Below are 26,782 nucleotides of genomic sequence, written 5' to 3'. Positions count from 1 at the left end.
GGAGAAAAAATGAGCAACCCGCTGAAGAAGACCATGGTGTTCCTGGGCCTCGCTGAGGAGGAGCTCGAGGAACAGAACGCGTCAACGCAGCAGCAGGCGAGCGCCGCACCACGCACTGAGCGCGCCACTCCGGCCGCACAAGCGACGCCTGCCGTGAAGCCGGAACCGAGTCGTCCTGCTCCGCAGCGCGCCGCCGTTACCCCTCTCCGCCGGGTCACCCCGACGAAGCAGCCCGTCGCACAGGCACTCAATGAGATATTGACGGTCCACCCGACGGAGTACCGGGACGCCAAGGTTCTCGCTGAGAGCTTCCGCGACGGGATCCCGGTCATCATTAACCTCTCTCGTATGGACGAGGGGGACGCGAAGCGCCTGATCGACTTCGCGAGCGGGCTCACAATGGGGCTGCACGGCCGCATTGAGCGTGTCACGAGCAAAGTGTTCCTGCTGTCGCCGGAACACATTGAGGTCGCAGGCGACGATTCACGCCAGAACGACAGCGGGTCGTTCTTCGTGCCGCCGACGGCGTAATCTTGGAGTTCGTACTCGTCGTTGGGGGCATCCTCAAACTGCTCCTCCGCATCTACACGCTGGTGCTGTGGGTGCGTTTCGTGCTCGACTGGATCATGGTGCTGAATCGACGATTCCGACCGCGCGGCCCACTCGCCGTGGCGATCGAGCTCGTGTATACGGTGACTGATCCACCGATCAGGATGTTTAGAAGGTTGCTTCCTCCGATCCGTCTCGGCCAAGTATCGCTTGATCTGGGCTGGATGTTGACGATGCTCGCCTGCTGGATTCTGATCGCAATTATTCCCGGTTGGTAGGTCGGGTTCTGCGAGAATCCGGCATTGTTTGCTAGCGTGGTTCCAGACCACGTGCTTGTGAGCGTTTTTCACAGACCACGCAGTGGTCCCGAAGCGAAAGAGACGTAACGATGGCCCTGACTCCCGAAGACGTCGTGAACCAGAAGTTCACGATCACCAAGTTCCGCGACGGCTACGATCTCGATCAGGTCGACGACTTCCTCGACACTATCGTCGAGGAGCTTCGCCAGTTCGAGGAGGAGAAGGCTGCGCTGCGTGCGCAGATCGACGAGCTCACCGCGAAGCTTGAGGCGTGCGAGTCGGGCGCTCAGTCCGCCCCCGCAGCGTCCGAGCAGACGATCGTTGTCGACGCTCCTGCGCCCGCTCCGGCACCCGCAGCGCCGGTGACCGTCGCAGCTGTCGCTGGTGGCAGCCAGCCAGACGCAGTGAAGTCGAGCGCCATGCTCCAGCTCGCGCTCGAACTGCACGACAAGCACGTGCACGAGGGCGAGACGACTCGCGATCAGCTGATCAGCGAGGCGGAGTCGAAGCGTGATCAGATGATCAAGGACGCTGAGCGCACCGCGAAGCAGCTCGTCGAAGAGGCTCAGCAGCAGCGTGCAGATGAGCTGCGCGAGCTGGGCGAAGAACGCGGTGACCTGCAGTTCAAGATCAAGGATCTGCGTCAGTTCGAGAGCGAGTACCGCTCGACGCTGCGCTCGTACATCCAGTCGCAGCTGCGCGGCCTTGACGGCTCACCCGAGCCTGCTGGCGCGCCTGACGGCCTGCAGTAACCAGGAGCGTGAACGACGTCACTGGATCGGCAGACGACCACGTGACCCCCGACGCCACGGCCACTCGGCCGTGGCGTCGCTGGGTCCCGGCGATCGTGTTTGCTGTTGCGCTGGTGGTCCTCGCGGCTGACCAGAGCGTCAAGAACTGGGTAGTGTCCCACCTAGATGAGGGCGTTACGGTGCAGGTGATCGGCGACGTGTTGCGCTGGCACTTCGTGCGAAACCCGGGCGCGGCCTTCTCGATGGCGAGCGGATCGACGTGGATCTTCACGATCCTTGCCGCAGTAGTGGTTGTGGTGATCCTGTGGCAGATCCGGCGGTTGCGCTCCGTGCCGTGGGCTCTATTCCTCGGCCTGTTGCTCGGCGGTGTGCTGGGCAACCTCACGGACCGGCTGACGCGAGAACCCGGTTTCCCTGAGGGCCACGTGATCGACTTCATCTCGACCCCGTGGATGTGGCTTGGGTTCAATGAGGCGATCTACAACATCGCTGACATTGGCATTGTGTCTGGCATGATCCTGTTCATCCTGATCACGTTGCTCGGGCTTCCGATTGACGGGCGCAGCCGTGCGCAGGCTAAAGCAGATGAAGCCGCGGCCGAAGCTGCGAAACATGCCACCGCTGTCGCTGGAACGGATCCTGCAGTGAGCGGATCTGCCCGGCCGAACGACGAGTCCCCAGAGGAGCCAGGCAATGCAGCATCGTAGTTTTCCGGTGCCAGATGGGCTCTCCGGAGAACGCGTGGACGCCGCGCTCGCAAAGCTGCTCGGATTCTCGCGGAGTTTTGCGGCCGAGATTGCTCAGGCTGGTGGCGTGAGCCTTGACGGCGTTGAGCTGGGCAAGTCTGATCGGCTTTCCGCCGGAGGCTGGCTTGAGGTCACGTGGGCTGAGAAACGTGGGCCCGAGATTGTCCCAGTGCACCTCCCAGAACTGGGAATCGTGCATGATGATGACGACATTGTCGTGATTGACAAGCCCGCGGGCGTCGCTGCGCATCCGTCGCTCGGCTGGGAGGGCCCGACGGTGCTCGGGGCGCTCGCGGGTGCTGGATATCGCATTGCGACTTCTGGTCCGCCGGAACGGCAAGGCATCGTGCATCGTCTGGACGCTGGCACGAGCGGGCTCATGGTGGTTGCGAAAAGCGAGCGGGCTTACAGCACGCTCAAGCGCGCGTTCAAGGAGCGCGAGGTGTCGAAGATCTACCACGCAGTAGTGCAAGGCCACCCGGACCCGTTTTCCGGAACAATTGAGGGACCCATCGGTCGTCACCCCGGACACGAGTGGAAGTTTGCGGTGACCCGCGATGGGAAGCCCTCGGTAACGCACTACGCGACGCTTGAAGCCTTTCCCTATGCGACACTCCTAGAGATTGAGCTCGAGACCGGTCGGACACACCAGATTCGTGTGCATATGTCTGCCCAACGCCACCCCTGCGTAGGAGACGGCATGTATGGCGCCGACCCGACGCTCTCGGACCGTCTCGGGCTGACGCGGCAATGGTTGCACGCGATGCGGCTCGGGTTCCGCCATCCTGGCTCTGGCGAGCCCGTCGAGTTTAGCTCGGTGTACCCGGCGGATCTACAGCACGCCCTCGACGTGCTCGCTGGCACTGATCCGGGCGCCTAACACCCTCCGCGCAGCGCCGTCGATGCTGCGCTGCCCTGCGGCCCCGTGACAGCCGAAATTTCGGACACGAGCTGGACCACGGGGTCCGGGAGTGCAAGGGGCATGGCCGGCTCGCAGGATCAAGATCTCACCCCGGAAACCACCCTGCCCGGTCGAGCTGAACTGCTATACACATGTATATGACAATTTCGAGGCCCGAGCGCGACAGCGATTCTGTTGCGAGTTTTGCGGCGGGTCTTCGCGAATTACGGCTCGGTGCGGGTGACCCGAAGCTCCTTGCGTTGAGTGAGCGGACGGGGGTGTCGAAAACCGTCCTGTCAGAGGCTTTCCTCGGGAGGAAGCTCCCCACAGAGCGCACCGTCGCAAAGCTCGTCGAGGAGTTCGGTGGCGATCGGACGGCGTGGGTATCGCGCCGCGCGGCGCTTGACCCGCGCTACGGCGCCGCCTCCGTTGCCGTGACCGCTCCTGCCGCAGCGGAGGTACCGAATCCCGGCCGTCGTTTCTCGCTCGTGCAGACGCTGCTCATCGCTGCTGTGGCGGCGGTGATCGCGGTGGGGGAACGAGCCTGTTCTGGGCCGGCCAGGTGGGCAAAACTGCGGCAGTCATCGAGGCGCCTGAACTTGCGGCGGGTCCCTAACTCACCCGTCTGCGGACGCGGGCAGGGGGGGGGGCATGTGCGGATGTGTGGTCTGTGCTGGCGCAGCACGCGCTCCGTCCGCCGGAAGCGTAGAGCATTCACCCGGGGTGTATGGCACGGAGGGGCAAGCCGGCTCGTTCTCGGAAGCTGCCGTGTGTCCAACCCAGCGTGTGGCTGACCCGGGTGCTCGTCGGCCAGATGAGCACCCGGGTCTGCGCCGGTCAGATGCACGACCGTGAAAAGGGTGAGGTCCGGTCCGTTGCTGACTACTCCGGGCGTATTTCGTGGGCCTGGGTCGAGTGCCGCCGTGGGCGAACGACCCGGAGCAGTCAGCCGGTGGAGACGCTACTTGACGCGGTAGAGGAAGGCGGCCATTGCCTCACGCGAGACCGCGGTCTTCGGGGCGTATTTGGGCTTCCCTGAGGGCTGTTCCACTCCCGTGGATACCTTCGTGTCATACATCCAAGCGATCTCACGGTAGAAATTGTCACCAGGCTCGACGTCCGCGAATGGTGAGGCGATCGGAGCGGTGTAGCTCCGTGGCTCGAGACGGTAGATGAACGCCGCCATTGCCTCGCGGGACACTGGAGCTTTCGGAGCGTATTTCGGCTTCCCGCTCGGCTGTGTGATCCCCGTCGAGATGCCCTCGTGGGCCATCCACGTGATCTCGTTGTAGAACTTGTCGCCGGGTTTGATGTCCGCGAACGGGGAGACTGCGGGCCCCTGATAGGTGGCCTTGCTCGAGCGATACAGGAACGCGGCCATGGCCTCGCGCGATACGGCCGCCTTCGGCTGGTAGACCAAGCCTTCCTGCGTAGCAATGCCGGTCGAGAGCCCGGTCTCATACATCCAGGCGATCTCCGTGTAGAACTTGTCTCCCTGCTTCACATCGATAAAAGGGAGCACCGCAGGCGTAGCCGGTGCGATCGCGGCCGTGGCTGCGGACGTCTGCGTGTTGGGGGAGTATCCGCTCTTCGTGCCAGTAACGGCGACGGTGAGTGTCTTTCCTGCGTCTGCGGCGACCGGAGTGTACGTCGCTTGTGTCGCGCCGCTGATCGGTGCACCTGCGCGCTGCCACTGGTAGCTGAGCGCAACAGGGGCTGGGGCCCAGGTGCCTGCGTTGGCTGTGAGCGTGGCGCCAACCTTGGGCGTGCCGGTGACCGTGGGCTTCGGAGTGGCGGTGAGCGCCGCGGTCGTCACCGCGGCGGTCGCCTCAGAAGGGGCGCCCCAATCTGAGTACCCCTGCCGGGTGCCGACAGCGATCACGTACAATCGCTTTCCGACGTCTGCTGCCGTCGGCACGTAACTGGCTGCCGTCGCGCCCGCGATCTCAACGGCTCCCGGGCCGTTCGGGTCCCCCTGGTACCACTGGTAGGTCACCTTGGTGGCGGCAGGAACCCAGCTGGTCGTGGCAGCGGAGAGCGTGGAGCCAACAGCGGGTGTGCCCTGCACGGTCACCGTGGGGCCAGACGTGAACTGGCGCAGGAACACCGTGTCAACGCCTGTGCGAATCTCGCCCTCCGCCAGCGTGATGGGCGTCGCTTGTTCTTCAACACCCGTCCCTTCCCACCACTGCTGCCGTTCGTACGGGTAATCGCCAGCGAGGGCGACGAACACTGCCTTGTAGGTGCCGGCAGCGAGACCATAGGTCGCGAAGTCAATTGGGGCTGCACCAGATCCGCTCCACGCGGAGTTCATCGAGATCCATTCACTGCCGACCTTTTGTTTCAGGATCACCTGCACTGCACTTGAACCATCGAGCGTGATGTGGCCGCTGATCTTTGCGGTCGCAGGCTTCATGGTGAAGTTCTGGACCTTCGTTTCACCCCCGGCAATCGTGACCCCGGCTGTGGTGGGCGTCGGCAGGAGCAACTGCTCGTGCACGTTGGGGTTTGGGTACCCCTGTCCGGTATAGACAAACGCTGAAACAATGAACTCAGCGTCCGGGAGCCCCGTCACCTCGTACGCGCCGTTCGGATCCAGACCGAAGTCCGTGTAGACGGCACCAGTGTGAATCCGCGGGGTCACCGCGATATTCACCTTGGTGAGATCCGTTCCAGCCGGGACCGCGATCGTGCCTTTCAGCACCCCAGTCCCGTCGGCGGCGAGCGCCGGCGCCGCCACTCCAGCAACCAGAGAGGTCGCTGCGAGCGTGAGCGCAATTGCGATGGCCGCAATACGCCTCCCTGCTCGGGTGAAGCGGAGCGATCCCGCGCGTCCGTGTTCGTCGATACCGATTTCTGCCGTCACTGGACTACCCCCATGGTTTCCCCAAAACATGGGGTAAGCATAATCGCGATCTTTCGACGGCGCACCCCGTGCGTCGCGCAACGTCACGGTCACAATCAGTCGTCCGGATATTCCGGATGTGTTCGGTTGTGTCCGGAATTGCCCCAGACACTGTGCCAGGGTGCTTCACTCGAAGGCAGCGGGACTCGTTGCACGCAACGTCCGCGAGGGGTGAATGGAACCGAGACAGTGAGGACGAATCGTGCAATCGCGAACGATGACGGCACCCGCAGCGCCGATGCGGTCTGAGGTGCTTCCGTTGACCATGCGAACACGCGCGGCCAAGGTGAGTAGCGAGCTCTGGGAACTTCGGGCGATTTGCACACAGTGGCACACCGTGTTCAAGCGGATGAGCCACCCCGACGTTGACTACGCATGCCCCTGGTGCGACGCAGACGTGCGCTAGCTCCTTCGCAGCGTGGCGGCGAGCGATCGTGAGGCGCAACTCGGTGTTCGTCATGATCGAGCTCGACACATGCACCACCGACGGAATGGTGACGTGGCATGTTTGCTGCGTTCCGTGCACACGTCGATCCGGTGGATGCTGACCGAATCCCGACAGATCGTTACAGGCGTGTCGCCGATCGAGCGTGGTGCAGAGGTGCGGCCGCGTGGCGGAACGACCCGCCCATGAACGTCCCTCCCGGGAGCGATACAGGCGCACTCGGGGTACCCTTGACTCGTCGGTGAAAGGGGCCCATTCGGTGTCAGAAAAAGACGGTTTCGTACATCTGCACGTGCACAGCGAGTACTCGATGCTCGACGGTGCGGCTCGCGTAAAACCGCTCATCGACGCAGTTGCAGCGCAAGGCATGCCGGCGATTGCGGTGACTGACCACGGCAATACGTTCGGCGCGTTCGACTTTTGGAAGACGGCGCGCGACGCTGACGTGAATCCGATTATCGGGATCGAAGCCTATGTGACGCCTGGCACACACCGCGGGGATCGCACGCGTGTGCGTTGGGGTGACGGAGGCGGCGACGACGTGTCTGGCGCGGGCGCATACACGCATATGACGCTCCTCTCCGAGACCACGGAGGGGATGCACAACCTGTTCCGGCTTTCGAGCCGGTCCTCGATCGAGGGCTACTACTTCAAACCGCGCATGGACCGTGAGTTGCTGCAGCAGTATTCGCAGGGCCTGATCGCAACCACAGGCTGCCCGTCGAGTGAAGTGCATACCCGGCTCCGGCTCGGGCAGTACGCCGAGGCGCGGCAGGCCGCCGCAGAATTCCAGGACATTTTCGGCAAAGAGAATTACTTCTGCGAGATCATGGATCACGGCCTCGAAATCGAGCGCCGTGTGCAGAAGGATCTCGTTGCAATCGCAAAGGATCTGGGGATCCCGATGCTTGCGACCAACGATCTGCACTACGTGCACGAGAAAGACGCTGAGGCGCACTCTGCGCTGCTCTGCGTGCAGTCTGGATCGCGGCTCGACGACCCCAACCGGTTCCAGTTCAGCGGCTCGGGCTACTACCTGAAGTCTGCTGCAGAGATGCGCCACATCTTCCGCGAGATGCCCGAAGCGTGTGACAACACGTTGCTGGTCGCCGAGCGCTGCCACGCCGAGTTCAACACCTCGGCCAACTACATGCCCCGCTATCCCGTTCCCGAGGGGGAGAACGAGGAGAGCTGGTTTGTCAAGGAGATCGAGAAGGGTCTGCACTACCGCTACCCGAACGGAATCCCTGATGCAGTGCGCAAGCAGGCCGAGTACGAGACCGGCGTGATCGTGCAGATGGGGTTCCCCGGCTACTTCCTCGTCGTTGCTGACTTCATCAACTGGTCGAAGGACAACGGGATCCGCGTCGGCCCTGGCCGAGGCTCGGGCGCAGGTTCGATGGTGGCGTACGCAATGCGTATCACCGACCTTGATCCGCTACAGCACGGTCTCATCTTTGAGCGCTTCCTGAACCCTGATCGAGTCTCGATGCCTGACTTCGATGTCGACTTCGATGATCGTCGCCGCGGCGAGGTCATTCGGTACGTGACGGAGAAGTACGGCGATGAGCGCGTGGCGCAGATTGTCACCTACGGCACGATCAAGTCAAAGCAGGCATTGAAGGATGCCTCGCGCGTGCTTGGTTTCCCATTCGGGATGGGCGAAAAGCTCACGAAGGCGATGCCGCCGGCAGTCATGGCGAAAGACATTCCGCTCGCGGGCATCACCGATCCGGATCACCCGCGCTACAAAGAAGCCGCGGAGTTCCGTGCCGTGCTCCAGGAAGACGCCGAGGCCAAGCAGGTGTATGACACCGCACTCGGGCTGGAGGGGCTGAAACGGCAGTGGGGCGTGCATGCGGCTGGCGTGATCATGTCGAGTGATCCACTCATCGACATCATCCCGATCATGAAGCGTGAGCAGGATGGCCAGATCGTCACGCAGTTTGACTATCCCACCTGTGAGGGCCTCGGCCTGATCAAGATGGACTTCCTCGGTCTACGAAACCTCACGATCATTTCGGACGCGCTCGAGAACATCCGTGTGAACCGCGGCGAAGAGCTGGACCTCGAGCGGCTTGAGCTCGATGACACGGAGTCTTACGAACTGCTGGCGCGCGGCGATACGCTCGGCGTGTTTCAGCTCGACGGGGGCCCGATGCGCGGCCTCCTCCGTCTGATGAAGCCTGACAACTTCGAAGACATTTCGGCAGTGCTCGCGCTCTACCGTCCGGGTCCCATGGGAGCGGACTCCCACACGAACTATGCGCTCCGAAAGAATGGGCTGCAGCCCATCACCCCGATCCACCCCGAGCTGGAAGAGCCACTTCAGGAGGTGCTGAGCACCACCTACGGTCTCATCATCTACCAAGAGCAGGTGATGTCGATCGCGCAAAAAGTGGCAGGGTTCTCGCTCGGTGAAGCCGATATTCTGCGCCGCGCGATGGGGAAGAAAAAGAAGTCGGAGCTGGACAAGCAGTACGCGGGCTTCTCGAGTGGAATGGCAGAGCGTGGGTTCTCGCCGCCTGCGGTGAAAGCACTGTGGGATATCCTGCTGCCGTTCTCTGACTATGCGTTCAACAAGGCCCACTCTGCCGCCTACGGGGTCGTGTCGTACTGGACTGCGTACCTCAAAGCGCACTACCCGGCTGAATACATGGCTGCTCTGCTGACAAGCGTCGGGGATTCTAAAGACAAGCTCGCGATCTACCTCAATGAGTGCCGCCGCATGGGTATCAAGGTGCTGCCGCCTGCCGTAAACGAGTCGTTCGCAAACTTCTCGGCCGTTGGCGAGGATATTCGCTTTGGGCTGGGCGCCATCCGCAACGTCGGCACGAACGTGGTCGAGGGGATTCGCGAGGCACGTGAGGCGAACGGTGGGTTTGAGAGCTACCATGACTTCCTCAAGAAGGTTCCGCTCGTCGTGCTGAACAAGCGCACGATCGAATCGTTGATCAAGGCGGGGGCCTTCGACGGACTTGGCGGCACACGCCGCGCGCTCGTGGAGATTCACGAGCAGACCATCGAGAGTGCCGTCAAGGACAAGCGGGACGCCGAGAAAGGCAACGTCGGGTTCGACTTCGACAGTCTTTTCGCTGAGGCAGCTGAGGCGGACGGCGAAGAAGCAGACGCGGCACTGCTTGTGCCGGATCGCCCGGAGTGGACCAAAAAGGACAAGCTGTCGTTTGAGCGTGAAATGCTCGGGCTCTATGTCTCGGACCACCCGCTGCGCGGGCTCGACTCGGCGCTCGCGAAAGAAGCGAGTGCGACGGTACTGCAGATCACGAACCCCGACTCCACCTCGACGTTTGACGGTGAGATCGTGACGGTGGCGGGTCTTCTTACGAGCGTGCAGCATCGCACCGCGAAATCCGGCAATCTGTACGGCATGGTGACGATCGAAGACTTCACCGGTGAGATCCAAGCATTGTTTATGGGGAAGTCGTACCAGGAGTTTGGGAGCCTGTTGCAGCCGGACTCGATCGTGGCGCTGCGCGGCAAGCTCAACGCTCGCGACGACGGAATGTCGATGCACGCGTACGGTGTGCGGCCGATTGACGCTGGCGTGCAGGAAGACGCTGAGACACTGATGCTCACGATTTCGGACGCGCGCGCGACCGAGGATCTCATGGACGAGCTCAAACGCACCCTGCTGCGCCACCGCGGAGAGAGCGAAGTGCGACTGAACTTGATGACCTCAACAGCGATTCGGGTGTTTGAGCTGCCGCTGCAGGTGCGAGTTTCCGCGGATCTGTTTGGTGAGCTCAAAGGACTCCTCGGGCCGCGGTGCTTGCTCCCGATTGAAGAGCTGATTTCTTGACCCCCGTGTGGCATACCTCGCCCCGGCATTGCTGCACCTGGCCGGAGTAGAGTGTGGGTGTGAGCGAGATGCAGCAAGAGATCATTCGAGCGCTGCGGCCAGTCCCAGCAATCGACCCCGCGGCTGAACTGGAGCGTCGTGTGACGTTCTTGGCGGACTACGCGAGAGCGATCCCAGGGGTGCGTGGCTTTGTGCTGGGCATCTCAGGGGGGCAAGACTCTTCGCTTGCGGGCCGCCTCGCGCAGCTGGCAGTTGAGCGCTTGCGCGGCGAGGGGCGGGACGCGGAGTTCATTGCCGTGCGGTTGCCATATGCGGTGCAGCGCGACGAAGACGACGCACAGCTCGCGTTGGCGTTCATTCAGCCGGATAGCACAGTCACCGTGGACATTGCAGCGGGAACTGACGGGATTGTGTCGCAGGTGTCTGCTGCTACGGGAACTCCGGTCTCGGATTTCACGCGGGGAAACGTCAAAGCGCGGATGCGGATGGTCGCGCAGTATGCCATCGCGGGAGACCGTGGTCTGCTCGTGATCGGCACGGATCACGCCGCTGAAGCGATCACTGGGTTCTTCACGAAGTTTGGTGATGGCGCAGCCGACATCATTCCGCTTTCTGGGCTCACGAAGAGCCAGGGGGCAGAACTGTTGCGTGAACTGAATGCGCCGACTCGGCTGTGGGAGAAAGTGCCGACTGCTGATCTGCTTGACGAGCAGCCAGGGCAGTCCGACGAATCCAGCCTTGGCGTCACCTATCCCGAGATCGACGGGTACCTTCGCGGGGAGCAGGTTGCCGCCGCCGCGGCGGAGAACCTTGAGCGGCGCTACCGCGCCACGGAACACAAACGACGGCTTCCTGTCGCCCCTGGTGATACCTGGTGGCGCGGCGATGCTGAACGAAGGGCGGAAGCATGAGTACCACGTTTGTTCTTGCCGGTGGCTGCTTTTGGTGCCTTGATGCTGCATATCGACAGCTTCGTGGCGTCACAGAGGTGCTGTCGTGCTACACCGGCGGCGTGACGCGGCAGCCCAGCTACGAACAGGTGTGCACCGGCGCGACGGGCCATGCTGAGGCTGTCGCGGTCACCTTTGATGAGTCGGTCATTCCCGCCTCGGTCATTCTTGACGCTTTCTTCACGATGCATGATCCGACTCAGCTGAATCGTCAGGGTCACGACGTCGGCACTCAGTACCGCTCGGCGATGTTCCCGGCTGACGCTGCTCAGGCCGCAGTGTTCGAGTCAGCACGGGCGCGCGCCGCAGAGTGGTGGCCCGGCGATATCGTGACGACACTGGAGCCATTGGGTGAAGTCTTCCCTGCCGAGGACGCGCATCAGGATTTCTTCGCAAAGAACCCGACCCAGGGATATTGCCTCGCGGTGGCGGTACCAAAGGTCAACAAGGTGCGCGCCGCATTCTCGGAGTACTTGCGGTAGGAGAGCGCACCACTTCGGTGCACGGAAGCCAGGCGCGGTCACTCTCATGCGCTGCGGCTGCGCCATTTCCGGCCCGGCCCGTGTGGTGCGATTGTGCCAAGCCCGACGCGGCCCGGCCCAGTCCGCCTCGCGCTGGCCCGAGTGCGGTGACCTGGGCCCGGGCCGTCGCGCTCGGCCGAGCTGGCCGCATACTCGCCCCGGGATGCGCGGCCTCCAGCGATGCCGCGTACTGTCCCGCCGAGTTCGATGGGGCCGCACCGAGCGCGACTACGCCGCATCCTCCATGTGCTGCACCGCGCTGCTGCTCGGCTCACCGTTTCCGGTCCCAGTGAATAATCCGACACCTTCGTCGGTGTCCTGAGTCGTCTCAGTCGCGAGGGTGGGCTCCGTGGGCTCCGAAGGGTGTTCAGGGGTGTGAGCGTCCCGATTCTGCCCGGCGCTACCCGAGTCTAGGCCGCCGTGCGCGGTGCCCGCCCGTTCGGAATGCGGCGGCACCGTGCTGGGACCAGAAGGTGCCCCCGCTTCATCCGGAGTGAATTCGGTGGTTCCCCAGCGGAGATCGTGTCCGAGCGCGTCTGCCTCGACTTCGACGCTGACACCTGAACGGCCATCCTTCTCCCACTGTCGCACGCGCATTCGGCCGGACACGACCACGCGGTCACCGCGCGCGAACGAGGCTTTCGCGTGCTCTGCGAGCCCGCGAAAAGAGTTGACGGTGTACCAACTTGTCTCGCCGTCAGACCACTGGCCCGAGGTGCGATCAAAGCGACGCGTCGTGCTCGCGAGCCGAAACGTGCAGAAAGCCGTTTGCGGAGTGGACTGGATCAGGCGCGGGGTCGTGCCGATCGTGCCGACAATGCTGATTGCGGGGGACATGAGCTGCTCTCTTTCGGTTCGTGTGCCTGCAGTGGCGTGATCTGAAGGTGGCGAGTGGCCGGCAAGTGCCAGGTTGAGGCACCTGCCGCCCGCTCGGAACCAGCATCCGTGATCGGGGCCGCTCACGGCGCGGAAGAATCGCCAGTGTGGATGGACTGCCCCGATTTCCTGGAAAAGTGGAGTTGTGAGCGAAGCGCGCTGCTGGCCCATGAAACCCAGCGAGCCACCAGCAAGCGGTCTCGGGTGATGCGTAGACTGAACGGGTGTTCTCAGGAGTGAAGTTCCGTACTCGATCCATGGCGATCGCTGTGCTCGCGGTGTCCCTTCCGCTGCTTGCCGGGTGCTCGCTCCTCGAAGGTCCGACCCCGGAAACGCCGCAGCGGGAGACACCAGCGGCACCCGAAGTTGCGCCGGAGCTCATCCCCGGTGGCAGCGCCGAGGACAATCTCCCGTACTTTACCGAGGTCCTGCGCAGCTATACGGCTGGGGACGGCCCAGTTCAGGGGGCCCCGATCGTCGCAGCTGTTGCTGCGGCTGGATTCGATCCGGCACTGATGCAGGTGAGTTTTGACGAGACAAAGACCAACCTTGTCGCCGACAATATCTTCGTGTCCGTTCGCGTGAATGAGAATTGCCTCATCGGCCAAGTGGTCACGGAGGACCGCAGCTTCGTCGCCGAGACAGCGCCCGCGATCGGCCCGAACGGCGACATCTGCCTGATCGGTACCACCGCCCCGATCGCACTGTAGCGAGGCCGCGGGCTCCGCCGAACGCTGCGCCTGCGCAGCCCAAGCTAGCTCAGGTCCCAGAGCAGCCGATAGTAGCTGATGCGTGCGGGATCCCGCTCGATACCGTAGCCTTCGTACACCAAATCTTCGAATCCGGTGCCGTAGTTCCACTCGGTGCTCCACGCCGCGATCGCCAGGTCAGCCCATGGATCCGCGACTCCGAGCGTGCCAAGGTCGACATGGGCGGTGAACCGGCCAGTCGCATCCAGGAGCGTGTTTGGGGCGCACGCATCACCGTGGCACACCACCGGGTGCGCGAGATCCGGGATGTCCGCGAGCCGCGCACGCGCGTCTGCGAGCGTGAGGTGGCGGTGCGCGGGATCCCATTCGCTGGGCCCGGAGCCAGTGCGCAGGCGTTGCTCGAACTGTTCGATGCGTTCTGCCGCTGACCACGAGTAGGGGCATTCGGCTACGGGAAGGGTGTCATGCAAGATGCGGAGGCCAGCACCGATCGCGCGCGCTGCGGTGACGGGCTCGGCGATCCAGCGGGGTGCGACAGCTGATTCGCCAGCGAGTGCCGCGGTGATGAGCCAGGAGCCTGACTCGTCTGCACCGCTGGCGAGCACTCGTGGAACCAATGCTCCATGCTCGTCCGCCCACGCAAGTCGCTCCGCCTCGGCTTCGAGATCGAGCTCGGGCGTGCCGGCGGGGACCCATTTGATGAACCTGGGGGACGGGCGTGAATCGGGATCATGAAAGGTACTGCCTCCCAAACCGTTCACCCACACGGGCACGAGTGCGCGGCCACCAGTGAGTTCGCGCACCCGCAGCGGCACCGCAACTGGGCCGGTTGGGATTGCGGCGAGGGGGGCAGAGTTGCTGTGCATGGGCCCGATTCTGGCACACTCCCGTTCTCTGCGAACCCGCGGAACCCTCGACACCGACGCACGGTAGAGTGGAGATATCCAACATTGACTTCGAGCAGGGAGTTCGGGGCGTCTCAGGCGCCCGGAAAGCATATGGCTGAGTACATTTACCAGATGGTTCGCGCGCGCAAGGCGCACGGCGACAAGGTGATCCTCGATGACGTGACCATGGCATTCCTGCCTGGTGCGAAGATCGGCGTCGTCGGACCCAACGGGGCAGGTAAGTCCACGATCCTCAAGATCATGGCGGGTCTCGATACGCCCTCGAACGGCGAAGCGATCCTCACTCCGGGGTACACGGTCGGCATCCTGATGCAGGAGCCGGAACTCGATGAGGACCAGACGGTCTTGGCAAACGTGCAGCAGGGCGTTGCCGAGATTAAGGGCAAGCTCGACCGGTTCAACGAGATCTCCGCGGAGATGGCCAACCCGGACGCGGACTATGACAAGCTGCTGCCTGAGATGGGGGAGCTCCAGGAGGCCATTGACGCCGTTGACGGCTGGGATCTCGACAACCAGCTTGAGCAGGCAATGGACGCGCTCCGCTGCCCGCCGCCCGAGGCAATCGTGTCGAACCTCTCCGGAGGTGAAAAGCGCCGCGTTGCACTCTGCAAGCTGCTGCTTGAGAAGCCCGACCTGCTGCTGCTCGACGAGCCCACAAACCACCTGGACGCCGAGAGCGTGCTGTGGCTTGAGCAGCACTTGTCGAAGTACCCCGGTGCCGTCATGGCCGTCACGCACGACCGGTACTTCCTCGACCACGTCGCCACCTGGATCTGTGAGGTTGACCGAGGGCGTCTCTACGCGTACGAAGGTAACTACTCGATGTACCTCGAGCAGAAATCCGCGCGCCTTGAAGTCCAGGGCAAGAAGGACCAGAAGATGCAGAAGCGTCTGAAGGAAGAACTCGAGTGGGTCCGCTCCAACGCGAAGGGGCGCCAAGCGAAATCGAAGGCGCGTCTTGCGCGCTACGAGGAGATGGCCACCGAAGCGGAGCGCACGCGGAAGCTGGACTTCGAAGAAATCCAGATTCCGGCTGGTCCGCGACTCGGCAACGTGGTGCTCGAAGCGAAGAACCTGAATAAGGGCTTTGACGGGCGAACGCTGATCGATGGCCTGTCCTTCACGCTGCCACGCAACGGCATTGTGGGCATCATTGGCCCGAACGGTGTGGGTAAGACGACCCTGTTCAAGACGATTGTTGGTGTCGAGCCGCTCGACGGCGGCGAGTTGAAGATTGGCGATACCGTCAAGCTCAGCTACGTCGACCAGACCCGTGGAGGCATTGACCCGAAGAAGACCGTGTGGGAGGTCGTCTCCGACGGCCTTGACTACATGAAGGTCGGCAACGTCGAAATCCCGTCGCGCGCCTACGTGTCGACGTTTGGGTTCAAGGGTCCGGATCAGCAGAAGCCCGCCGGTGTGCTCTCCGGCGGTGAGCGCAACCGCTTGAACCTCGCCCTGACGCTCAAGCAGGGCGGCAACCTGCTGCTGCTCGATGAGCCCACCAACGACCTCGACGTCGAGACACTGTCGAGCCTCGAGAACGCGCTGCTTGAGTTCCCCGGCTGCGCCGTGGTGATCACTCACGATCGCTGGTTCCTTGACCGGATCGCGACCCACATTCTCGCGTACGAGGGCACCGAGGAGAACCCGGCGAACTGGTACTGGTTCGAAGGCAACTTCGAGTCCTACGAGGCGAACAAGATTGAGCGGCTCGGGGCAGACGCGGCGAAGCCGTCGCGTGTGACCTACCGCAAGCTCACCCGCGACTAGCGGATCTGAGGCCCGGCTCTCGCGAGCCGGGCCTCTTCGCTTGTGTGGCCTCCGTGCCGAACGGGCATACTGAGCGACAACGCTGATTGGAAAGGGGCGCGTACATGGCCCGCACACACATTGACTTGGAGCTCCGCTGGGGCGATCAGGACGCGTACGGTCACGTCAACAATGTTGCCTACGCACGATTCCTTGAGGAAGCTCGCGTGCGCACGTTTTGGCTCGGATCCGGCCGGGAGTCCACCGGCATGGAGCACCACTTCCGCGGTGATGACCCTGCGGGCCCGAAGATGCTCGTCGCGAGCCAGCAGATCGAGTTCCTGCGCGTGCTGGAGTACAGCGAGCAGCCCGTGACAGTTGAGCTCTGGATCGGAAGACTCGGCGGATCAAGCCTGGAAGTGCACTACGAACTTGTCGATGGCGCAGCCGCGGAACGAAGCGTTGTCGCCAAGGCAATCTCGCACATCGTGATCGTCGATGGTGAGACGATGCGTCCGATTCGGTTGTCTGATGCGGGCCGTGCGTCCGTCGAAGCGTGGATGGATGAGCCCGTGCAGCTGCGGCGTAGCTGAGCACACTCGGCTTGCTATCGGGCTCGGGTGTTCGCGTCGGGCTCGGGGTGTTCCTGTTGGGCTCGGGGTGTTCTTGTCGGGCTCGGAGAGCTTCTGCCGGGTTCACGACCGAGAGATCGCACGGCGGAGCAGTGTTCTGCTGCGGTGACGCTACACCTGGGTGCTTCGTTCGCGCGGTGAATGGTCCGCGCGAGGAGCCCGCGGCGGTCCGGCGATTTCGCCGTGCGATCCCGCTACTCCTGCGAGGGGAGGCGGATCATCCCCTCCTGTGCCACGCTGGCGACCAGTGCGCCGCTGCGGTCGTAGAATCGGCCGTGGGTGAGGCCCCGTCCACCCTGCGCCGTCGGTGAGTCGAGTTCGTAGAGCAGCCACTCGTCGACCCGGAATGGCCGGTGAAACCACATCGCGTGATCGAGGCTTGCGAATCGCATCCCCGGTGTTGCCCACGGGATGCCGTGCTGTCGCGCGATGGGTTCGAGCAACAAATAGTCACTGGCGAAGGCGAGCGCCGCCGAGTGCAGCAGCGGAGGCGCATCGAGGGTGTCTCGGCTCCGCATCCAGACGCGTTGCCGGTTGGTGTGTTCGGCGACATTGAGGATGATATCCGACTCGACGTAGCGGAAGTCGAACGGCCGATTCAACACCCATGAGGCCTGGCCGTCACTCGCGAGATGGCCGTACTTTTCCCACACCGTCGGGAGCGATTCAGGATCCGGGAGCGCGGCAATGTCGATGGTGTCCTGATGCTCGAGCCCCGTGTCAGGAGCCTGGAACGAGGAGATGAGGGACATCAAGACCTGGCCCTCTTGGTACGCCTGGACGCGGCGGGTAGAGAAGGAGCGCCCGTCATAGAGGCGATCCACTTCGAAGGTCATCCCTTCACTGCTGTTGCCCGGCCGCAAGAAATAGCCGTGCATCGAGTGGATCGTGCGGCCCTCGGGAGCCGTCGTTCCCGCGGCAGCGAGCGCCTGTCCCAAGACTTGGCCGCCAAAGGAACGTCCGTGTGGTGTCGGGAGCGCAGGTCCGGTGAGAATGTCCTCGCGGGTACGGGCCCCGGAATCGAGGACCGAGAGCATCATGAGCAGATCGGCGGCGGTCATGGGTCCTCCAGGCAGCGACTCGGTGCGGGATACTGCACCAAGTCTATGGCGGTGCACCCCGCGCCTGGCCAGGGCTCGCCCGAATGGTGTGCGTCCGACTGGCGCACGAGCGCGGTCCGCTCAGCACCCAGCTGTGCGCCGCTAGGCTGGAGGAGATGGCTGCCACACTGCTGCTCGCGGATCACGCGACGCGAGACGATCTCCGTATTTTTCTTGAACGCCTGCAGAAGGTGGGACAAGAAGAAGTGCGGCTGGTGACCCGCGGGGCAACACTTGCGGTGTACGGCTGCACGCAGGCACCTCGCGGTATTACGGACACCGTTCCTGTCGTGCTCGTGATGCGTGCGTTTTCCCTCTCAGCTGAGCCTGACATTGCCATTGATGAAACAGTGCTCGGTCGTTCGCTCCTGGATCGGATTGCGAGGCTGGGGATCATTGGGCTCGCGCTCGAGGTGCCCGATGTGACGGCAATGGCGGCCTGGACGGGGGTCTTGCCACCGGTTTCCGGGTGGCATGTGACGGGCTCCGTCGACACTCCATCGCTCACAACGGTTGCCGCCGAGGGGATTGCCCGCGTCGCTGAGCTCCTGCCTGCCGATCCCGGTGAGGCAGTGGTGCACAAAGTCCGAGCTTCAGTGTGGGGGATCGAGATCGCACCGGGGATCCCGGCTGCCGCTGCCTTCGCGGGAGAGGCCATGGGGTTCTTGCGTGGAGAGGATCCGGTCCGGGTGTCGCGCTCGCTCACCTGGACCAGGCTGTCGTCGGGCAGTGGTCACGTGCTTGTGCGCTCGTTGCTCGGATAGCTTCGATCTTCGGTGGCATCTCTGAGGTGCCAGATCAGTCGCTGGAGCTCCACGTGAGTGTGCCGAGCCGCGGCGCGGTGCAGCAGGATTCAGAAACCTCAGCTAGGATAGTGAGGTCAACCGGAGGAGTATTTTCATGGCAAATGTCAACGGCATTATCGATCCGCCCATCGACGATCTGCTCGAGAAGGTCGATTCGAAGTACGCGCTGGTGATTTTCGCCTCGCAGCGTGCTCGCCAGATCAACGACTATTACACGGATCTGCACGACGGCAACCTGTTCGACAACGTGGGGCCGCTCGTCGACTCCACAGTCGATGACAAGCCGCTGTCGATCGCGCTGCACGAGGTCGTTGAGGGCAAGCTCACGATGACCAAGCGCCCCGCGGAGGTCGTTGCGTAATCTTTTGCTGCACAAGCAGCAGTGTCGGTGGCGTCGGATACCCTGAAAGGGACCGACGCCACCGGCGTTTTCGGGGGTCGGCCCTCGCTTATTCGTTCACTCAACCGCTCAAGGAGCCTCATCGTGTCGCTGCGCCAGTTCACCTCGGAGTCTGTCACTGAGGGGCACCCGGACAAGATCTGCGACCGCATTTCGGATTCGATCCTCGACGCCATGCTTGCGCAGGACCCTGGGGCACGGGTCGCGGTCGAGACGCTTGTCACGACGGGTCTCGTGCACGTCGCGGGCGAAGTATCGACGAGCGGGTATGTCGAGATCCCGCAGATTGTGCGCAACGCGGTGCGAGATATCGGCTACACGAGCTCCGATATGGGCTTCGACGGCTCCTCCTGTGGGGTGTCGGTGTCGATCGGTCAGCAGTCTCCTGACATCGCTGGCGGCGTTGACAACTCCCTTGAGCTTCGCAGCGGCGCGCTCGACGACGAACTCAGCCGCCAGGGCGCAGGAGATCAGGGCATCATGTTCGGGTACGCGACTGACGAGACGCCTGAGTTGCACCCGCTCCCGAGCTGGATCTCACACCGTCTGGCTGAGCGCCTTTCCGAGGTGCGCCGAAACGGGCTCATCCCTGAGTTGCGCCCTGACGGCAAGACTCAGGTCACCATCGGCTACGACGGGGATCGTCCCGCCAGTATTGAGGCCATCGTCGTTTCGACGCAGCACCAGGGCAGTATTTCCCAGCCTGCGCTGCGTGAAGCGGTCGAGCGTGAGGTGATTCGTCCGGTGCTGGATCGGGTGAACCTGCCGAGTGAGAATGCTCAGCGCTTCATCAACCCTGCCGGCCCCTTCGTGGTGGGCGGCCCGATGGGCGATGCCGGCCTGACTGGCCGCAAGATCATCATCGATACCTATGGCGGTGCGAGCCGGCACGGCGGCGGTGCCTTCAGCGGCAAGGATCCGTCGAAGGTTGATCGCTCTGCTGCGTATGCCATGCGCTGGGTCGCGAAGCACGTGGTGCGCGCTGGGCTCGCGACGCGAGCTGAACTGCAGGTTGCATACGCCATCGGTCGCGCACACCCAGTGGGGCTGTATGTTGAGACCTTTGGGACCGAGACAGTGCCGCGCGAACGCATCGAAGAGGCGGTGCGTCAGGTCTTCGATCTGCGGCCGCTGGCGATCATCCGTGACCTCGCCCTGCTGCGCCCCATTTATGCGCAGACAAGCGCGTATGGTCATTTCGGGCGCGAGCTCCCCGATTTCACCTGGGAAGCCACGCCCCGCGTCGCGGAGCTGCAGGCTGCCGCCGGCCTGTAGAGACTGGTGGCCACCGCATTCGAGCGTGCAGAAGGCGCGAACGGTCGCGCCGTGGCGCGCGTGCTGCTCGATTCGGCGTTGCCGCAGCTTGATCACCTCTTCGACTACTCGGTCCCGGCCGAACTCGCCGACGAGGTGCGGGTGGGGCAGCGAGTTCGGGTGCCGTTCCGCTCCAAAGATCGCAAGAGCTTTGGGTACATTATCGAGTTCGTTTCGCGCAGCGACTTCGGAGGAGAGCTCGCGCCAATTGCGGACATCGTTGCCGCGGTGCCGCAGCTCACGCCAGACGTGTGGCGGCTCGCGCGCGCAGTGGCGGACCGGGCGGGAGGCTCGGCTGGAGATATTCTGCGGCTCGCGATTCCTGCGCGGCAGGTCCGAGTAGAAAAGAAGCATCTCGCAGCGGAGGCGGAGGCGGAAGCCGAGGCGGAAACAGAAGCCGCAGCGGAGGCGGAAGCGGAAACAGAAGCCGCAGCGGAAGTGGAAGCCGCGGCGGAAGCAGAAGCCGCGGCGGACCCAGGCGCTGCCGTGGAAGCGGAGGGGCTGCGCGAAGCGCTGATCCGCGAGAGCAGACGAGCCCAGCAACGGCCGCGGCCTCCGCATCGACATCGGAGGAGGCGATCGCTGCTGAGCTTGTCACGGGTGCCCGGCTCGCCATGACGCCGTCACACGGCCCAGAGCGCTTGCACACGGGCGAGTGGGTTGGCGGCTGGGCGGCGCAGCTCGCGCGCATCGCGATTTCCGTGCACGAGCGTGAGCGCAGCGTGATCCTTGTCGCGCCTGACTATCGTGACCTCGATCAGCTTCGTGATGCGTTGGCGGCGCTCGGGCATCCGGCAGCCGTTCGGGTAGATTCACGCCAGTCGAATGGCGAGCGATACGCCAGTTTCCTGCGAGCGCTCGATGGTGTGCCGCGGATCATCCTTGGCAACCGGTCCGCGGTGTATGCTCCGGCGCATGATCTCGGTGCGATCCTGCTGTGGGATGACGGCGATCCAGTTCTCGCCGAACCGCTGACTCCGTACGTGCACGCCCGCGACTCAGCCTTGGTCCGTGCTGAACAATCGGGAGCCGGCCTCTTCTTTTCCGCTCACGCGCGGAGCGCCGAGGTGCAACGCCTGGTCGAAATCGGGTATGTCCGCGCGCAAGAGCATCCGCCACGACGCACCCGGATCGTGCACGCAGACGCCTCCATTGCGCCCGAAGCCTTTGCTGGCCGCGTCCCCGAGTTTGCCGCTCGTACCATCCGCGAGGGTCTCCGCACCGGGCCGGTGCTCGTGCAGGTGGCGACTCCTGGCTATGCTCCTGTCGCAGTGTGCGGCGAGTGCGGTGAACTGGCGCGCTGCCAGGCCTGCGCCGGCCCGATCGGGTTTCGTGTGGTCGGGCGCGCCTCGTGTCGCTGGTGCGGTGAGTACGCGACTCACTGGCACTGCAGCACCTGTGACAGCACCACACTCGTGGAGCGCGGTATGGGATCTGCGCGCACCGTCGAACAGTTCGAGCAGCAGTTCTCCGGCACACGCGTGATCCTCAGTGACGGGGAGCACCCGCGCGAGCGCGTAGACGCACGGCCTGCCCTGGTCGTTGCCACTCGAGGCGCTGAACCACTCGCGGCAGGCGGCTATCGCGCGGTCGTGCTGCTTGACGCGGAACGCCTACTCAGCATCGAGACCCTCCGTGCGGGTGAAGATTGCTTGCGCTGGTGGGAGAATGCCGCGGCACTCGCTGCTCCTGACGGGATCTGCCTCATGGCCTCCGGCGGTGGCCCTGTGGTGCAGTCCTTCGTGTACGGACGTTCGGACGAGTGGTTGCGGCAAGAACTGCGAGATCGTCAGTCGCTGCGATACCCGCCGGCGGTGCGCGTTGCGAGTGTCAGCGGCGGCCCGGACGAGGTCGAGCGTGCACTGCGCCACCTCGACGGCTTGCGAGGGGTCGACTTCCTCGGGCCGACGTCCATCCCGGCCGGCGGAGCAGCGCGCACCCCACCGGGTCTCGTGCGCGCAATCGTCCGGTTCGACTATGGCCAGGGGGCAGAAGTGGCGAGCCGCCTGCGCGGGGCACTGGTGGCCGACGCAGCCGGCGCGTCCTCTCGTACGCGATCTCGGACCCCTGGACGCGCGCGGCCTGAAGCGTTGCGTCTCCGCTTCGACGATCGAGGCGTGTTCGACGCGTAACTATCGCTCAGTAGTCTGCGGACAGCTTCATCGGGGCGCCCTCTTCCGTGCGTCGTGAGGAAGTGGCACAGCGATGCGTCACTCAGCAGGCTCCGGGCCCGGCACCCAATCGGGGGCGGGCGCGGGCGGCTCGAGGACGCTCGGATCCCGTGCAGCTGGAGTAGATATCACCCACGCCACCGGCTTTTCCCTCTGAAGTGCGCATTTCAGCCCGCAGCTGGAATACGCTGAGCACATGGATGGGCTGAACGATTTCGTACTCGCTGCCGGGGATTCGCTCTGGACCTGGGCGGTGCTGCCCATACTCGTACTCCTCGGTCTGTACTTCACGATCCGCTCGGGGGTTGTCCAGTTCCGCTGGCTGCCCGAGATGATCCGCACGCTGACGAACAAAACGCCGCAGAACCCGGATGGATCACCGCAGTCGGTGTCGGCGTTCCAAGCGTTCACGATCTCGGCGGCCTCACGCGTGGGCGTTGGCAACATCGCAGGTGTCGGCACAGCGATCGCAATCGGGGGTCCAGGTGCCGTGTTCTGGATGTGGACGATGGCGTTCATCGGAGGCGCGTCGAGCTTTGTCGAGTCGACACTCGGCCAACTTTTCAAGGTGAAGGACCCGAGTGGCTTCCGCGGGGGCCCTGCGTACTACATGCTGCACGGTCTGCGCTCGCGGTGGATGGGCACCGTTTTCGCGGGGATCCTGATCGTCTGCTTCCCATTCGCGTTTTCGTCACTGCAGGCGAACACGATCAGCGCAACTCTGGTCTCGGGTATGGGCGTCAGCAGCGGCACCGCCACGACCGTCACTGTCGTCGTGGGAATCGTCCTCGCGGTGCTCACCGCGTTGGTCGTCTTCGGCGGTGTGCGCCGGATCGCGAGCGTCACGCAGGCTGTGGTCCCCGCGATGGCCCTCAGCTACCTGCTGCTCGGTCTCGTGATCGTGTTCATGCACATCGACCAGCTGCCCGCCGTGTTTGCCTCGATCTATACGCAGGCATTCGGGTTCAACGAGGTCGTGGGAGCAGCGTTCGGCATGATCCTCATGACCGGCATCAAACGCGGGATGTTTTCGAACGAGGCGGGCCTCGGATCCGCCCCAAACGCTGGCGCGAGCGCCGCTGTCACCCACCCGGTCAAACAGGGGCTCGTGCAAACGCTCGGCGTTTACTTCGATACCTTTCTGATCTGCTCGATTACCGCGTTCATCATCCTCGTCACAGCGCCAGATCTTGCCACCGCAACGCGCGGTATCGGTCTCACCCAGGACGCCATCGTGGGCACGCTCGGGCCGTGGTCGAACGTGCTGCTGAGCGTCATCATCTTCTTGCTCGCCTTTAGCTCGATTCTTGGCAACTACTACTACGGTGAGTCAAATATCGAGTTCATCTCGACGCGGCCGCGGGTGCTCTTCGGGTACCGTGTGCTCGCCGTCGCCGCGATCTTCGTCGGTGCGATCGCTTCGGCGGATCTCATCTGGAACACCGCTGACGCCATCATGGGACTGATGGCGCTCGTGAACCTTGTGGCCATCGGATTGCTGTCTGGGCTCGTGTTCCGACTCATGAAGGACTACGCGAGGCAACGCAGTGCTGGCCGTGATCCAGTGTTCACCCGTGATGTGATGCCCGATGTCGCGGGCATCACCTGCTGGGAGGATGAACAGAGCGTCACCGGGCGGATTCCCGTCGCAGACGGCCGCGCTGGCTAAGCGCGGGTCGCGTGCCCAGTCGGATCCGGCCCGGCGCGGCAGCAGCTATAGGAACCTGATGCCGCGCCGGGGTGGGCCAGAAACCTGGCAGTTTCTTCACTCTCCGTGAATCAGCTCCGCGACGTAGTCCACGTCTTTGTCGCCACGGCCCGAGAGGTTCGCGATGACAATTGCGTCAGCAGGCAGCGTGGGGGCGAGCTGCATCACGTGCGCGAGCGCGTGGGACGATTCGAGCGCCGGGATGATGCCCTCGACGCGCGACAAGGTGCGGAAGGCTGCGAGTGTTTCTGCGTCCGTGACCGAGACATACTGGGCTCGCCCGAGCTCGGCGAGGCGTACGTGCTGCGGCCCGACGCCTGGGTAGTCGAGTCCTGACGCGATCGAGTGCACGGGCGCGGGTTCGCCGTCCGAATCCTGCAGCACACGTGTGTGCATGCCGTGCAGCGTGCCGGGGGTGCCGAGCGTCATCGTGGCTGCGTGACGGGTGCCGTGAAGCCCCTCGCCACCGGGTTCGACCCCCACGATCCGCACTGACTCGTCTGTGAGGAACGCGTCGAACAGGCCCATGGCGTTCGATCCGCCGCCGACAGCGGCCACCAAGACGTCGGGGAGCCTCCCTTCCGCTTCTAGGATCTGGGCCCGCGCCTCGCGCCCGACGACTGACTGGAAATCGCGCACCATGGACGGGTACGGGTGTGGGCCGACCACTGATCCGATCGCGAAGAAGTACTCCTCTGGTGCACCGGCGTAGACGGCGAACGCGGAATCGACGGCTTCTTTGAGTGAGCGCCCTCCGGCGCTCACTGGGATGACCTTCGCGCCGAGCAGTTCCATACGCACCACGTTTGGGTGTTGTTTAGCGATGTCGATCTCTCCCATGTGGATCTCGCACTCGAGCCCCACGAGCGCCGCGGCGGTCGCGAGGGCGACGCCGTGCTGGCCAGCACCCGTTTCTGCAATCACCTTCGTCTTGCCCATCCGCTTCGCGAGCAGCGCCTCACCCAAGCAGTGGTTGATCTTATGTGCGCCCGTATGGTTGAGGTCCTCGCGTTTGAGGTAGACGCGGGCACCGCCGAGCTGGCGCGTGAGATTCTCAGCGAAGTACAGCAGCGACGGGCGGCCAACATACTTTGACAGCAGCGCTTGAAGCTCCTCAAGGAAATCTGGGTCCTGCGACGCTTCGGCGTATGCCGTCGCGACCTCCGCGATCGGCTCGACGAGAAACGGGGGGAGTGCGGCGCCGCCGAACTCGCCAAAGAAGCCGTTCGCGTCGGCGCGATACGGAGAGGTGGGAGAGCTGTAAGACATGCGAGGAGTCCTTCGGATCGGATGCCCCTCGCAGACAACAACACCGCCTACGAGGAGGCGGTGTCGGGATGCATGCAGATGCGAAAGAGTGACCGCCCTCAGGCGGTCCACCACTGATTCGCACGCTGCATGTGGCGACTATAGCACCAGGCCAGCTGCGTTGCAGTGGCGGTGAGCGAAGTGATGACCTGCGGGAGGTGCGAGAATAGTCGGATGAAGATTGTCTTTGCCGGAACCCCCGAGTTCGCCGTCCCGAGCCTGCGCGCACTCGTCGCGGCAGGCCACGAGGTCGTCGGCGTCATCACCCGGGAGGACGCACCGCACGGACGCAAGCGTGTGTTGACGCCCTCACCGGTCGCCACAGCGGCCGAGGAGCTCGGGCTTCCCGTGCTCCGCGCGAACACACTCGACGACGCGGCGACCGCGTGGGCGGCGGCGCTCGCACCAGACCTTGGCGTGATCGTGGCCTACGGCGGCCTCGTGCGCGAGCCGTTGCTGAGTCTGCCGTCACACGGCTGGATCAACCTGCACTTCTCCGAGTTGCCGCGCTGGCGCGGGGCTGCCCCGGTGCAGCGCGCGCTCGAGGCCGGGGAGCAGACACTCGGGGTGACCGTATTTCGCTTGGTGGCTGCGCTTGACGCCGGTGATGTGCTGACGCGCGATGCGCGCGAGTTCGCGCCCGGCACCTCGGCAGGTGCGGCGCTCACCGAGCTGGCTGACTTTGGCACAGCGGCTGTGCTCGAAGCCGTCTCGCTGCTCGCCTTGGATCCCGCTGCAGGTGAGCCGCAGCGCGGCGAGGAGACGTACGCCAGGAAGTTGACGCGCGAGGACGGCAAGATCGATCTCGCACGGCCCGCAGCGGTCGTGCTCGCGCACTGGGCGGGAGTCACCCCCGAGCCAGGCGCCTACGCCCTCCACGAGGGACAACCGCTGAAACTGTTGGAGCTCGCTCCGCTCGCTGAGACGTCTGATCTGGGCGCTACTGACGTGGATCTGGCAGCCGCTCCTGGCACAGTGACGCTGATCGGTGGTGCCGCCGTGCTCACCACGAGTGACGGGCCCCTCCTTCTACGGCGCGTGCAGCCGGCAGGCAAACCGGCGATGGAGGCAGCCGCCTGGTTACGTGGCCGCGATGGACAGGCGGTGCTCGCGTGAGCGGCGCAGATCGCGAGAGACGCGAAGAGCGTGGCCGAGGCGAGCAGGGTCGCACGCAACAGGGGCGGAGTGGCAATGCCCAGGGCGATACGG

At 64.0% G+C, this 26,782-nt stretch carries 23 protein-coding genes; 18 read left to right on the top strand and 5 right to left on the bottom strand.

Annotated elements, in window-relative coordinates:
* Positions 1-9 precede the first annotated feature (9 nt).
* From K1X41_RS02705 to K1X41_RS02685, 5 genes are all read left to right on the top strand, one after another.
* Positions 10-531: a cell division protein SepF gene (locus K1X41_RS02705; protein ID WP_132203747.1), complete on the top strand. Its 522-nt coding sequence runs from the start codon at positions 10-12 to the stop codon at positions 529-531.
* Positions 532-533: 2 nt separating this feature from the next.
* Positions 534-827 carry a YggT family protein gene (locus K1X41_RS02700; RefSeq protein WP_132203745.1) on the top strand — a complete coding sequence of 98 codons (294 nt, stop codon included), beginning with the start codon at positions 534-536 and terminating at the stop codon, positions 825-827.
* 110 nt (positions 828-937) lie between these two features.
* Positions 938-1,600, top strand: coding sequence for a DivIVA domain-containing protein (locus tag K1X41_RS02695; RefSeq protein WP_132203743.1), 663 nt, complete (start codon positions 938-940; stop codon positions 1,598-1,600).
* A gap of 8 nt (positions 1,601-1,608) precedes the next feature.
* The gene (gene lspA / locus K1X41_RS02690; RefSeq protein ID WP_243642844.1) at positions 1,609-2,307 is read left to right on the top strand and encodes a signal peptidase II; all 699 of its coding nucleotides are present in this window, start codon (positions 1,609-1,611) and stop codon (positions 2,305-2,307) included.
* On the top strand, positions 2,294-3,226 hold the full coding sequence (locus tag K1X41_RS02685) for an RluA family pseudouridine synthase (RefSeq protein WP_220175260.1): 933 nt from the start codon (positions 2,294-2,296) through the stop codon (positions 3,224-3,226). The genes lspA and K1X41_RS02685 overlap by 14 nt, the downstream gene beginning before the upstream one ends.
* A 982-nt stretch (positions 3,227-4,208) precedes the next feature.
* Here K1X41_RS02685 and K1X41_RS02680 read toward each other — a convergent pair.
* Positions 4,209-6,143 (bottom strand): S-layer homology domain-containing protein, encoded by a 1,935-nt coding sequence (locus K1X41_RS02680; protein WP_133616803.1) that lies wholly within the window; start codon positions 6,141-6,143, stop codon positions 4,209-4,211.
* A gap of 764 nt (positions 6,144-6,907) precedes the next feature.
* Between K1X41_RS02680 and dnaE the strand changes: the two genes are divergently transcribed.
* From dnaE to msrA, 3 genes are read left to right on the top strand one after another with little or no spacing between them, the layout of a single operon-like run.
* On the top strand, positions 6,908-10,417 hold the full coding sequence (gene dnaE / locus K1X41_RS02675; protein ID WP_396426507.1) for a DNA polymerase III subunit alpha: 3,510 nt from the start codon (positions 6,908-6,910) through the stop codon (positions 10,415-10,417).
* A gap of 59 nt (positions 10,418-10,476) precedes the next feature.
* Complete coding sequence (gene nadE, locus K1X41_RS02670; protein ID WP_396426497.1) at positions 10,477-11,328, top strand: ammonia-dependent NAD(+) synthetase; 852 nt, start codon at positions 10,477-10,479, stop codon at positions 11,326-11,328.
* Positions 11,325-11,849, top strand: coding sequence for a peptide-methionine (S)-S-oxide reductase MsrA (gene msrA, locus K1X41_RS02665; protein WP_132203733.1), 525 nt, complete (start codon positions 11,325-11,327; stop codon positions 11,847-11,849). The genes nadE and msrA overlap by 4 nt, the downstream gene beginning before the upstream one ends.
* 267 nt (positions 11,850-12,116) lie before the next feature.
* Here the strand turns inward: msrA and K1X41_RS02660 are convergent, their stop codons facing one another.
* Positions 12,117-12,725 (bottom strand): single-stranded DNA-binding protein, encoded by a 609-nt coding sequence (locus K1X41_RS02660; protein WP_133616802.1) that lies wholly within the window; start codon positions 12,723-12,725, stop codon positions 12,117-12,119.
* Between the two features lie 263 nt (positions 12,726-12,988).
* On the opposite strand from K1X41_RS02660, the gene K1X41_RS02655 reads away from it, so the two are divergent.
* On the top strand, positions 12,989-13,474 hold the full coding sequence (locus tag K1X41_RS02655; protein ID WP_258566616.1) for a DUF6993 domain-containing protein: 486 nt from the start codon (positions 12,989-12,991) through the stop codon (positions 13,472-13,474).
* A 44-nt stretch (positions 13,475-13,518) separates the two neighbouring features.
* On the opposite strand, the gene K1X41_RS02650 is transcribed toward K1X41_RS02655, so the two are convergent.
* Positions 13,519-14,340 carry an aminoglycoside 3'-phosphotransferase gene (locus K1X41_RS02650; protein ID WP_133616800.1) on the bottom strand — a complete coding sequence of 274 codons (822 nt, stop codon included), beginning with the start codon at positions 14,338-14,340 and terminating at the stop codon, positions 13,519-13,521.
* A 132-nt stretch (positions 14,341-14,472) separates the two neighbouring features.
* Between K1X41_RS02650 and ettA the strand changes: the two genes are divergently transcribed.
* Positions 14,473-16,155 carry an energy-dependent translational throttle protein EttA gene (gene ettA / locus K1X41_RS02645; RefSeq protein ID WP_133616799.1) on the top strand — a complete coding sequence of 561 codons (1,683 nt, stop codon included), beginning with the start codon at positions 14,473-14,475 and terminating at the stop codon, positions 16,153-16,155.
* A gap of 104 nt (positions 16,156-16,259) precedes the next feature.
* Complete coding sequence (locus tag K1X41_RS02640; protein WP_220175259.1) at positions 16,260-16,727, top strand: acyl-CoA thioesterase; 468 nt, start codon at positions 16,260-16,262, stop codon at positions 16,725-16,727.
* Positions 16,728-16,960: 233 nt separating this feature from the next.
* Here the strand turns inward: K1X41_RS02640 and K1X41_RS02635 are convergent, their stop codons facing one another.
* Positions 16,961-17,827, bottom strand: coding sequence for an acyl-CoA thioesterase (locus K1X41_RS02635; RefSeq protein ID WP_132203723.1), 867 nt, complete (start codon positions 17,825-17,827; stop codon positions 16,961-16,963).
* Between the two features lie 155 nt (positions 17,828-17,982).
* On the opposite strand from K1X41_RS02635, the gene K1X41_RS02630 reads away from it, so the two are divergent.
* From K1X41_RS02630 to K1X41_RS02610, 6 genes are all read left to right on the top strand, one after another.
* Positions 17,983-18,630 carry a hypothetical protein gene (locus K1X41_RS02630; protein ID WP_132203721.1) on the top strand — a complete coding sequence of 216 codons (648 nt, stop codon included), beginning with the start codon at positions 17,983-17,985 and terminating at the stop codon, positions 18,628-18,630.
* 136 nt (positions 18,631-18,766) lie between these two features.
* The gene (gene rpoZ / locus K1X41_RS02625) at positions 18,767-19,033 is read left to right on the top strand and encodes a DNA-directed RNA polymerase subunit omega (protein ID WP_132203719.1); all 267 of its coding nucleotides are present in this window, start codon (positions 18,767-18,769) and stop codon (positions 19,031-19,033) included.
* A 123-nt stretch (positions 19,034-19,156) separates the two neighbouring features.
* Entirely contained in the window at positions 19,157-20,347 is a 1,191-nt protein-coding gene (gene metK / locus K1X41_RS02620) for a methionine adenosyltransferase (protein WP_132203717.1), read from the top strand.
* Between the two features lie 6 nt (positions 20,348-20,353).
* The gene (locus K1X41_RS15320) at positions 20,354-21,004 is read left to right on the top strand and encodes a primosomal protein N' family DNA-binding protein (RefSeq protein ID WP_258566615.1); all 651 of its coding nucleotides are present in this window, start codon (positions 20,354-20,356) and stop codon (positions 21,002-21,004) included.
* A complete protein-coding gene (locus tag K1X41_RS02615) occupies positions 21,001-22,518 on the top strand; it encodes a hypothetical protein (RefSeq protein ID WP_258566614.1) in 1,518 nt (505 codons plus the stop codon). The genes K1X41_RS15320 and K1X41_RS02615 overlap by 4 nt, the downstream gene beginning before the upstream one ends.
* Before the next feature lie 235 nt (positions 22,519-22,753).
* A complete protein-coding gene (locus K1X41_RS02610) occupies positions 22,754-24,226 on the top strand; it encodes an alanine/glycine:cation symporter family protein (RefSeq protein WP_132203713.1) in 1,473 nt (490 codons plus the stop codon).
* A gap of 96 nt (positions 24,227-24,322) precedes the next feature.
* On the opposite strand, the gene trpB is transcribed toward K1X41_RS02610, so the two are convergent.
* Positions 24,323-25,534, bottom strand: a complete 1,212-nt coding sequence (gene trpB / locus K1X41_RS02605) for a tryptophan synthase subunit beta (protein ID WP_133616796.1) — start codon at positions 25,532-25,534, stop codon at positions 24,323-24,325.
* 213 nt (positions 25,535-25,747) lie between these two features.
* On the opposite strand from trpB, the gene K1X41_RS02600 reads away from it, so the two are divergent.
* Positions 25,748-26,689, top strand: coding sequence for a methionyl-tRNA formyltransferase (locus tag K1X41_RS02600; RefSeq protein ID WP_220175258.1), 942 nt, complete (start codon positions 25,748-25,750; stop codon positions 26,687-26,689).
* Positions 26,690-26,782 lie beyond the last annotated feature (93 nt).

Source organism: Leucobacter luti, from assembly GCF_019464495.1.
Lineage (GTDB): Bacteria > Actinomycetota > Actinomycetes > Actinomycetales > Microbacteriaceae > Leucobacter > Leucobacter luti_A.
The sequence above is the reverse complement of the archived record's forward strand: the minus strand, read 5'-3'. Positions and strand labels throughout refer to the sequence as shown.

What these genes read in the sequence shown, in the direction of transcription:
- K1X41_RS02705 (WP_132203747.1), top strand. Translation starts at nt 10, where the DNA reads ATGAGCAACCCGCTGAAGAAGACCATGGTGTTCCTGGGCCTCGCTGAG.
- K1X41_RS02695 (WP_132203743.1), top strand. Translation starts at nt 938, where the DNA reads ATGGCCCTGACTCCCGAAGACGTCGTGAACCAGAAGTTCACGATCACC.
- K1X41_RS02685 (WP_220175260.1), top strand. Translation starts at nt 2,294, where the DNA reads ATGCAGCATCGTAGTTTTCCGGTGCCAGATGGGCTCTCCGGAGAACGC.
- K1X41_RS02680 (WP_133616803.1), bottom strand. Translation starts at nt 6,143, where the DNA reads ATGTTTTGGGGAAACCATGGGGGTAGTCCAGTGACGGCAGAAATCGGT.
- dnaE (WP_396426507.1), top strand. Translation starts at nt 6,908, where the DNA reads ATGCTCGACGGTGCGGCTCGCGTAAAACCGCTCATCGACGCAGTTGCA.
- msrA (WP_132203733.1), top strand. Translation starts at nt 11,325, where the DNA reads ATGAGTACCACGTTTGTTCTTGCCGGTGGCTGCTTTTGGTGCCTTGAT.
- K1X41_RS02660 (WP_133616802.1), bottom strand. Translation starts at nt 12,725, where the DNA reads ATGTCCCCCGCAATCAGCATTGTCGGCACGATCGGCACGACCCCGCGC.
- K1X41_RS02650 (WP_133616800.1), bottom strand. Translation starts at nt 14,340, where the DNA reads ATGCACAGCAACTCTGCCCCCCTCGCCGCAATCCCAACCGGCCCAGTT.
- ettA (WP_133616799.1), top strand. Translation starts at nt 14,473, where the DNA reads ATGGCTGAGTACATTTACCAGATGGTTCGCGCGCGCAAGGCGCACGGC.
- K1X41_RS02640 (WP_220175259.1), top strand. Translation starts at nt 16,260, where the DNA reads ATGGCCCGCACACACATTGACTTGGAGCTCCGCTGGGGCGATCAGGAC.
- K1X41_RS02635 (WP_132203723.1), bottom strand. Translation starts at nt 17,827, where the DNA reads ATGACCGCCGCCGATCTGCTCATGATGCTCTCGGTCCTCGATTCCGGG.
- K1X41_RS02630 (WP_132203721.1), top strand. Translation starts at nt 17,983, where the DNA reads ATGGCTGCCACACTGCTGCTCGCGGATCACGCGACGCGAGACGATCTC.
- rpoZ (WP_132203719.1), top strand. Translation starts at nt 18,767, where the DNA reads ATGGCAAATGTCAACGGCATTATCGATCCGCCCATCGACGATCTGCTC.
- K1X41_RS02615 (WP_258566614.1), top strand. Translation starts at nt 21,001, where the DNA reads ATGACGCCGTCACACGGCCCAGAGCGCTTGCACACGGGCGAGTGGGTT.
- K1X41_RS02610 (WP_132203713.1), top strand. Translation starts at nt 22,754, where the DNA reads ATGGATGGGCTGAACGATTTCGTACTCGCTGCCGGGGATTCGCTCTGG.
- trpB (WP_133616796.1), bottom strand. Translation starts at nt 25,534, where the DNA reads ATGTCTTACAGCTCTCCCACCTCTCCGTATCGCGCCGACGCGAACGGC.
- K1X41_RS02600 (WP_220175258.1), top strand. Translation starts at nt 25,748, where the DNA reads ATGAAGATTGTCTTTGCCGGAACCCCCGAGTTCGCCGTCCCGAGCCTG.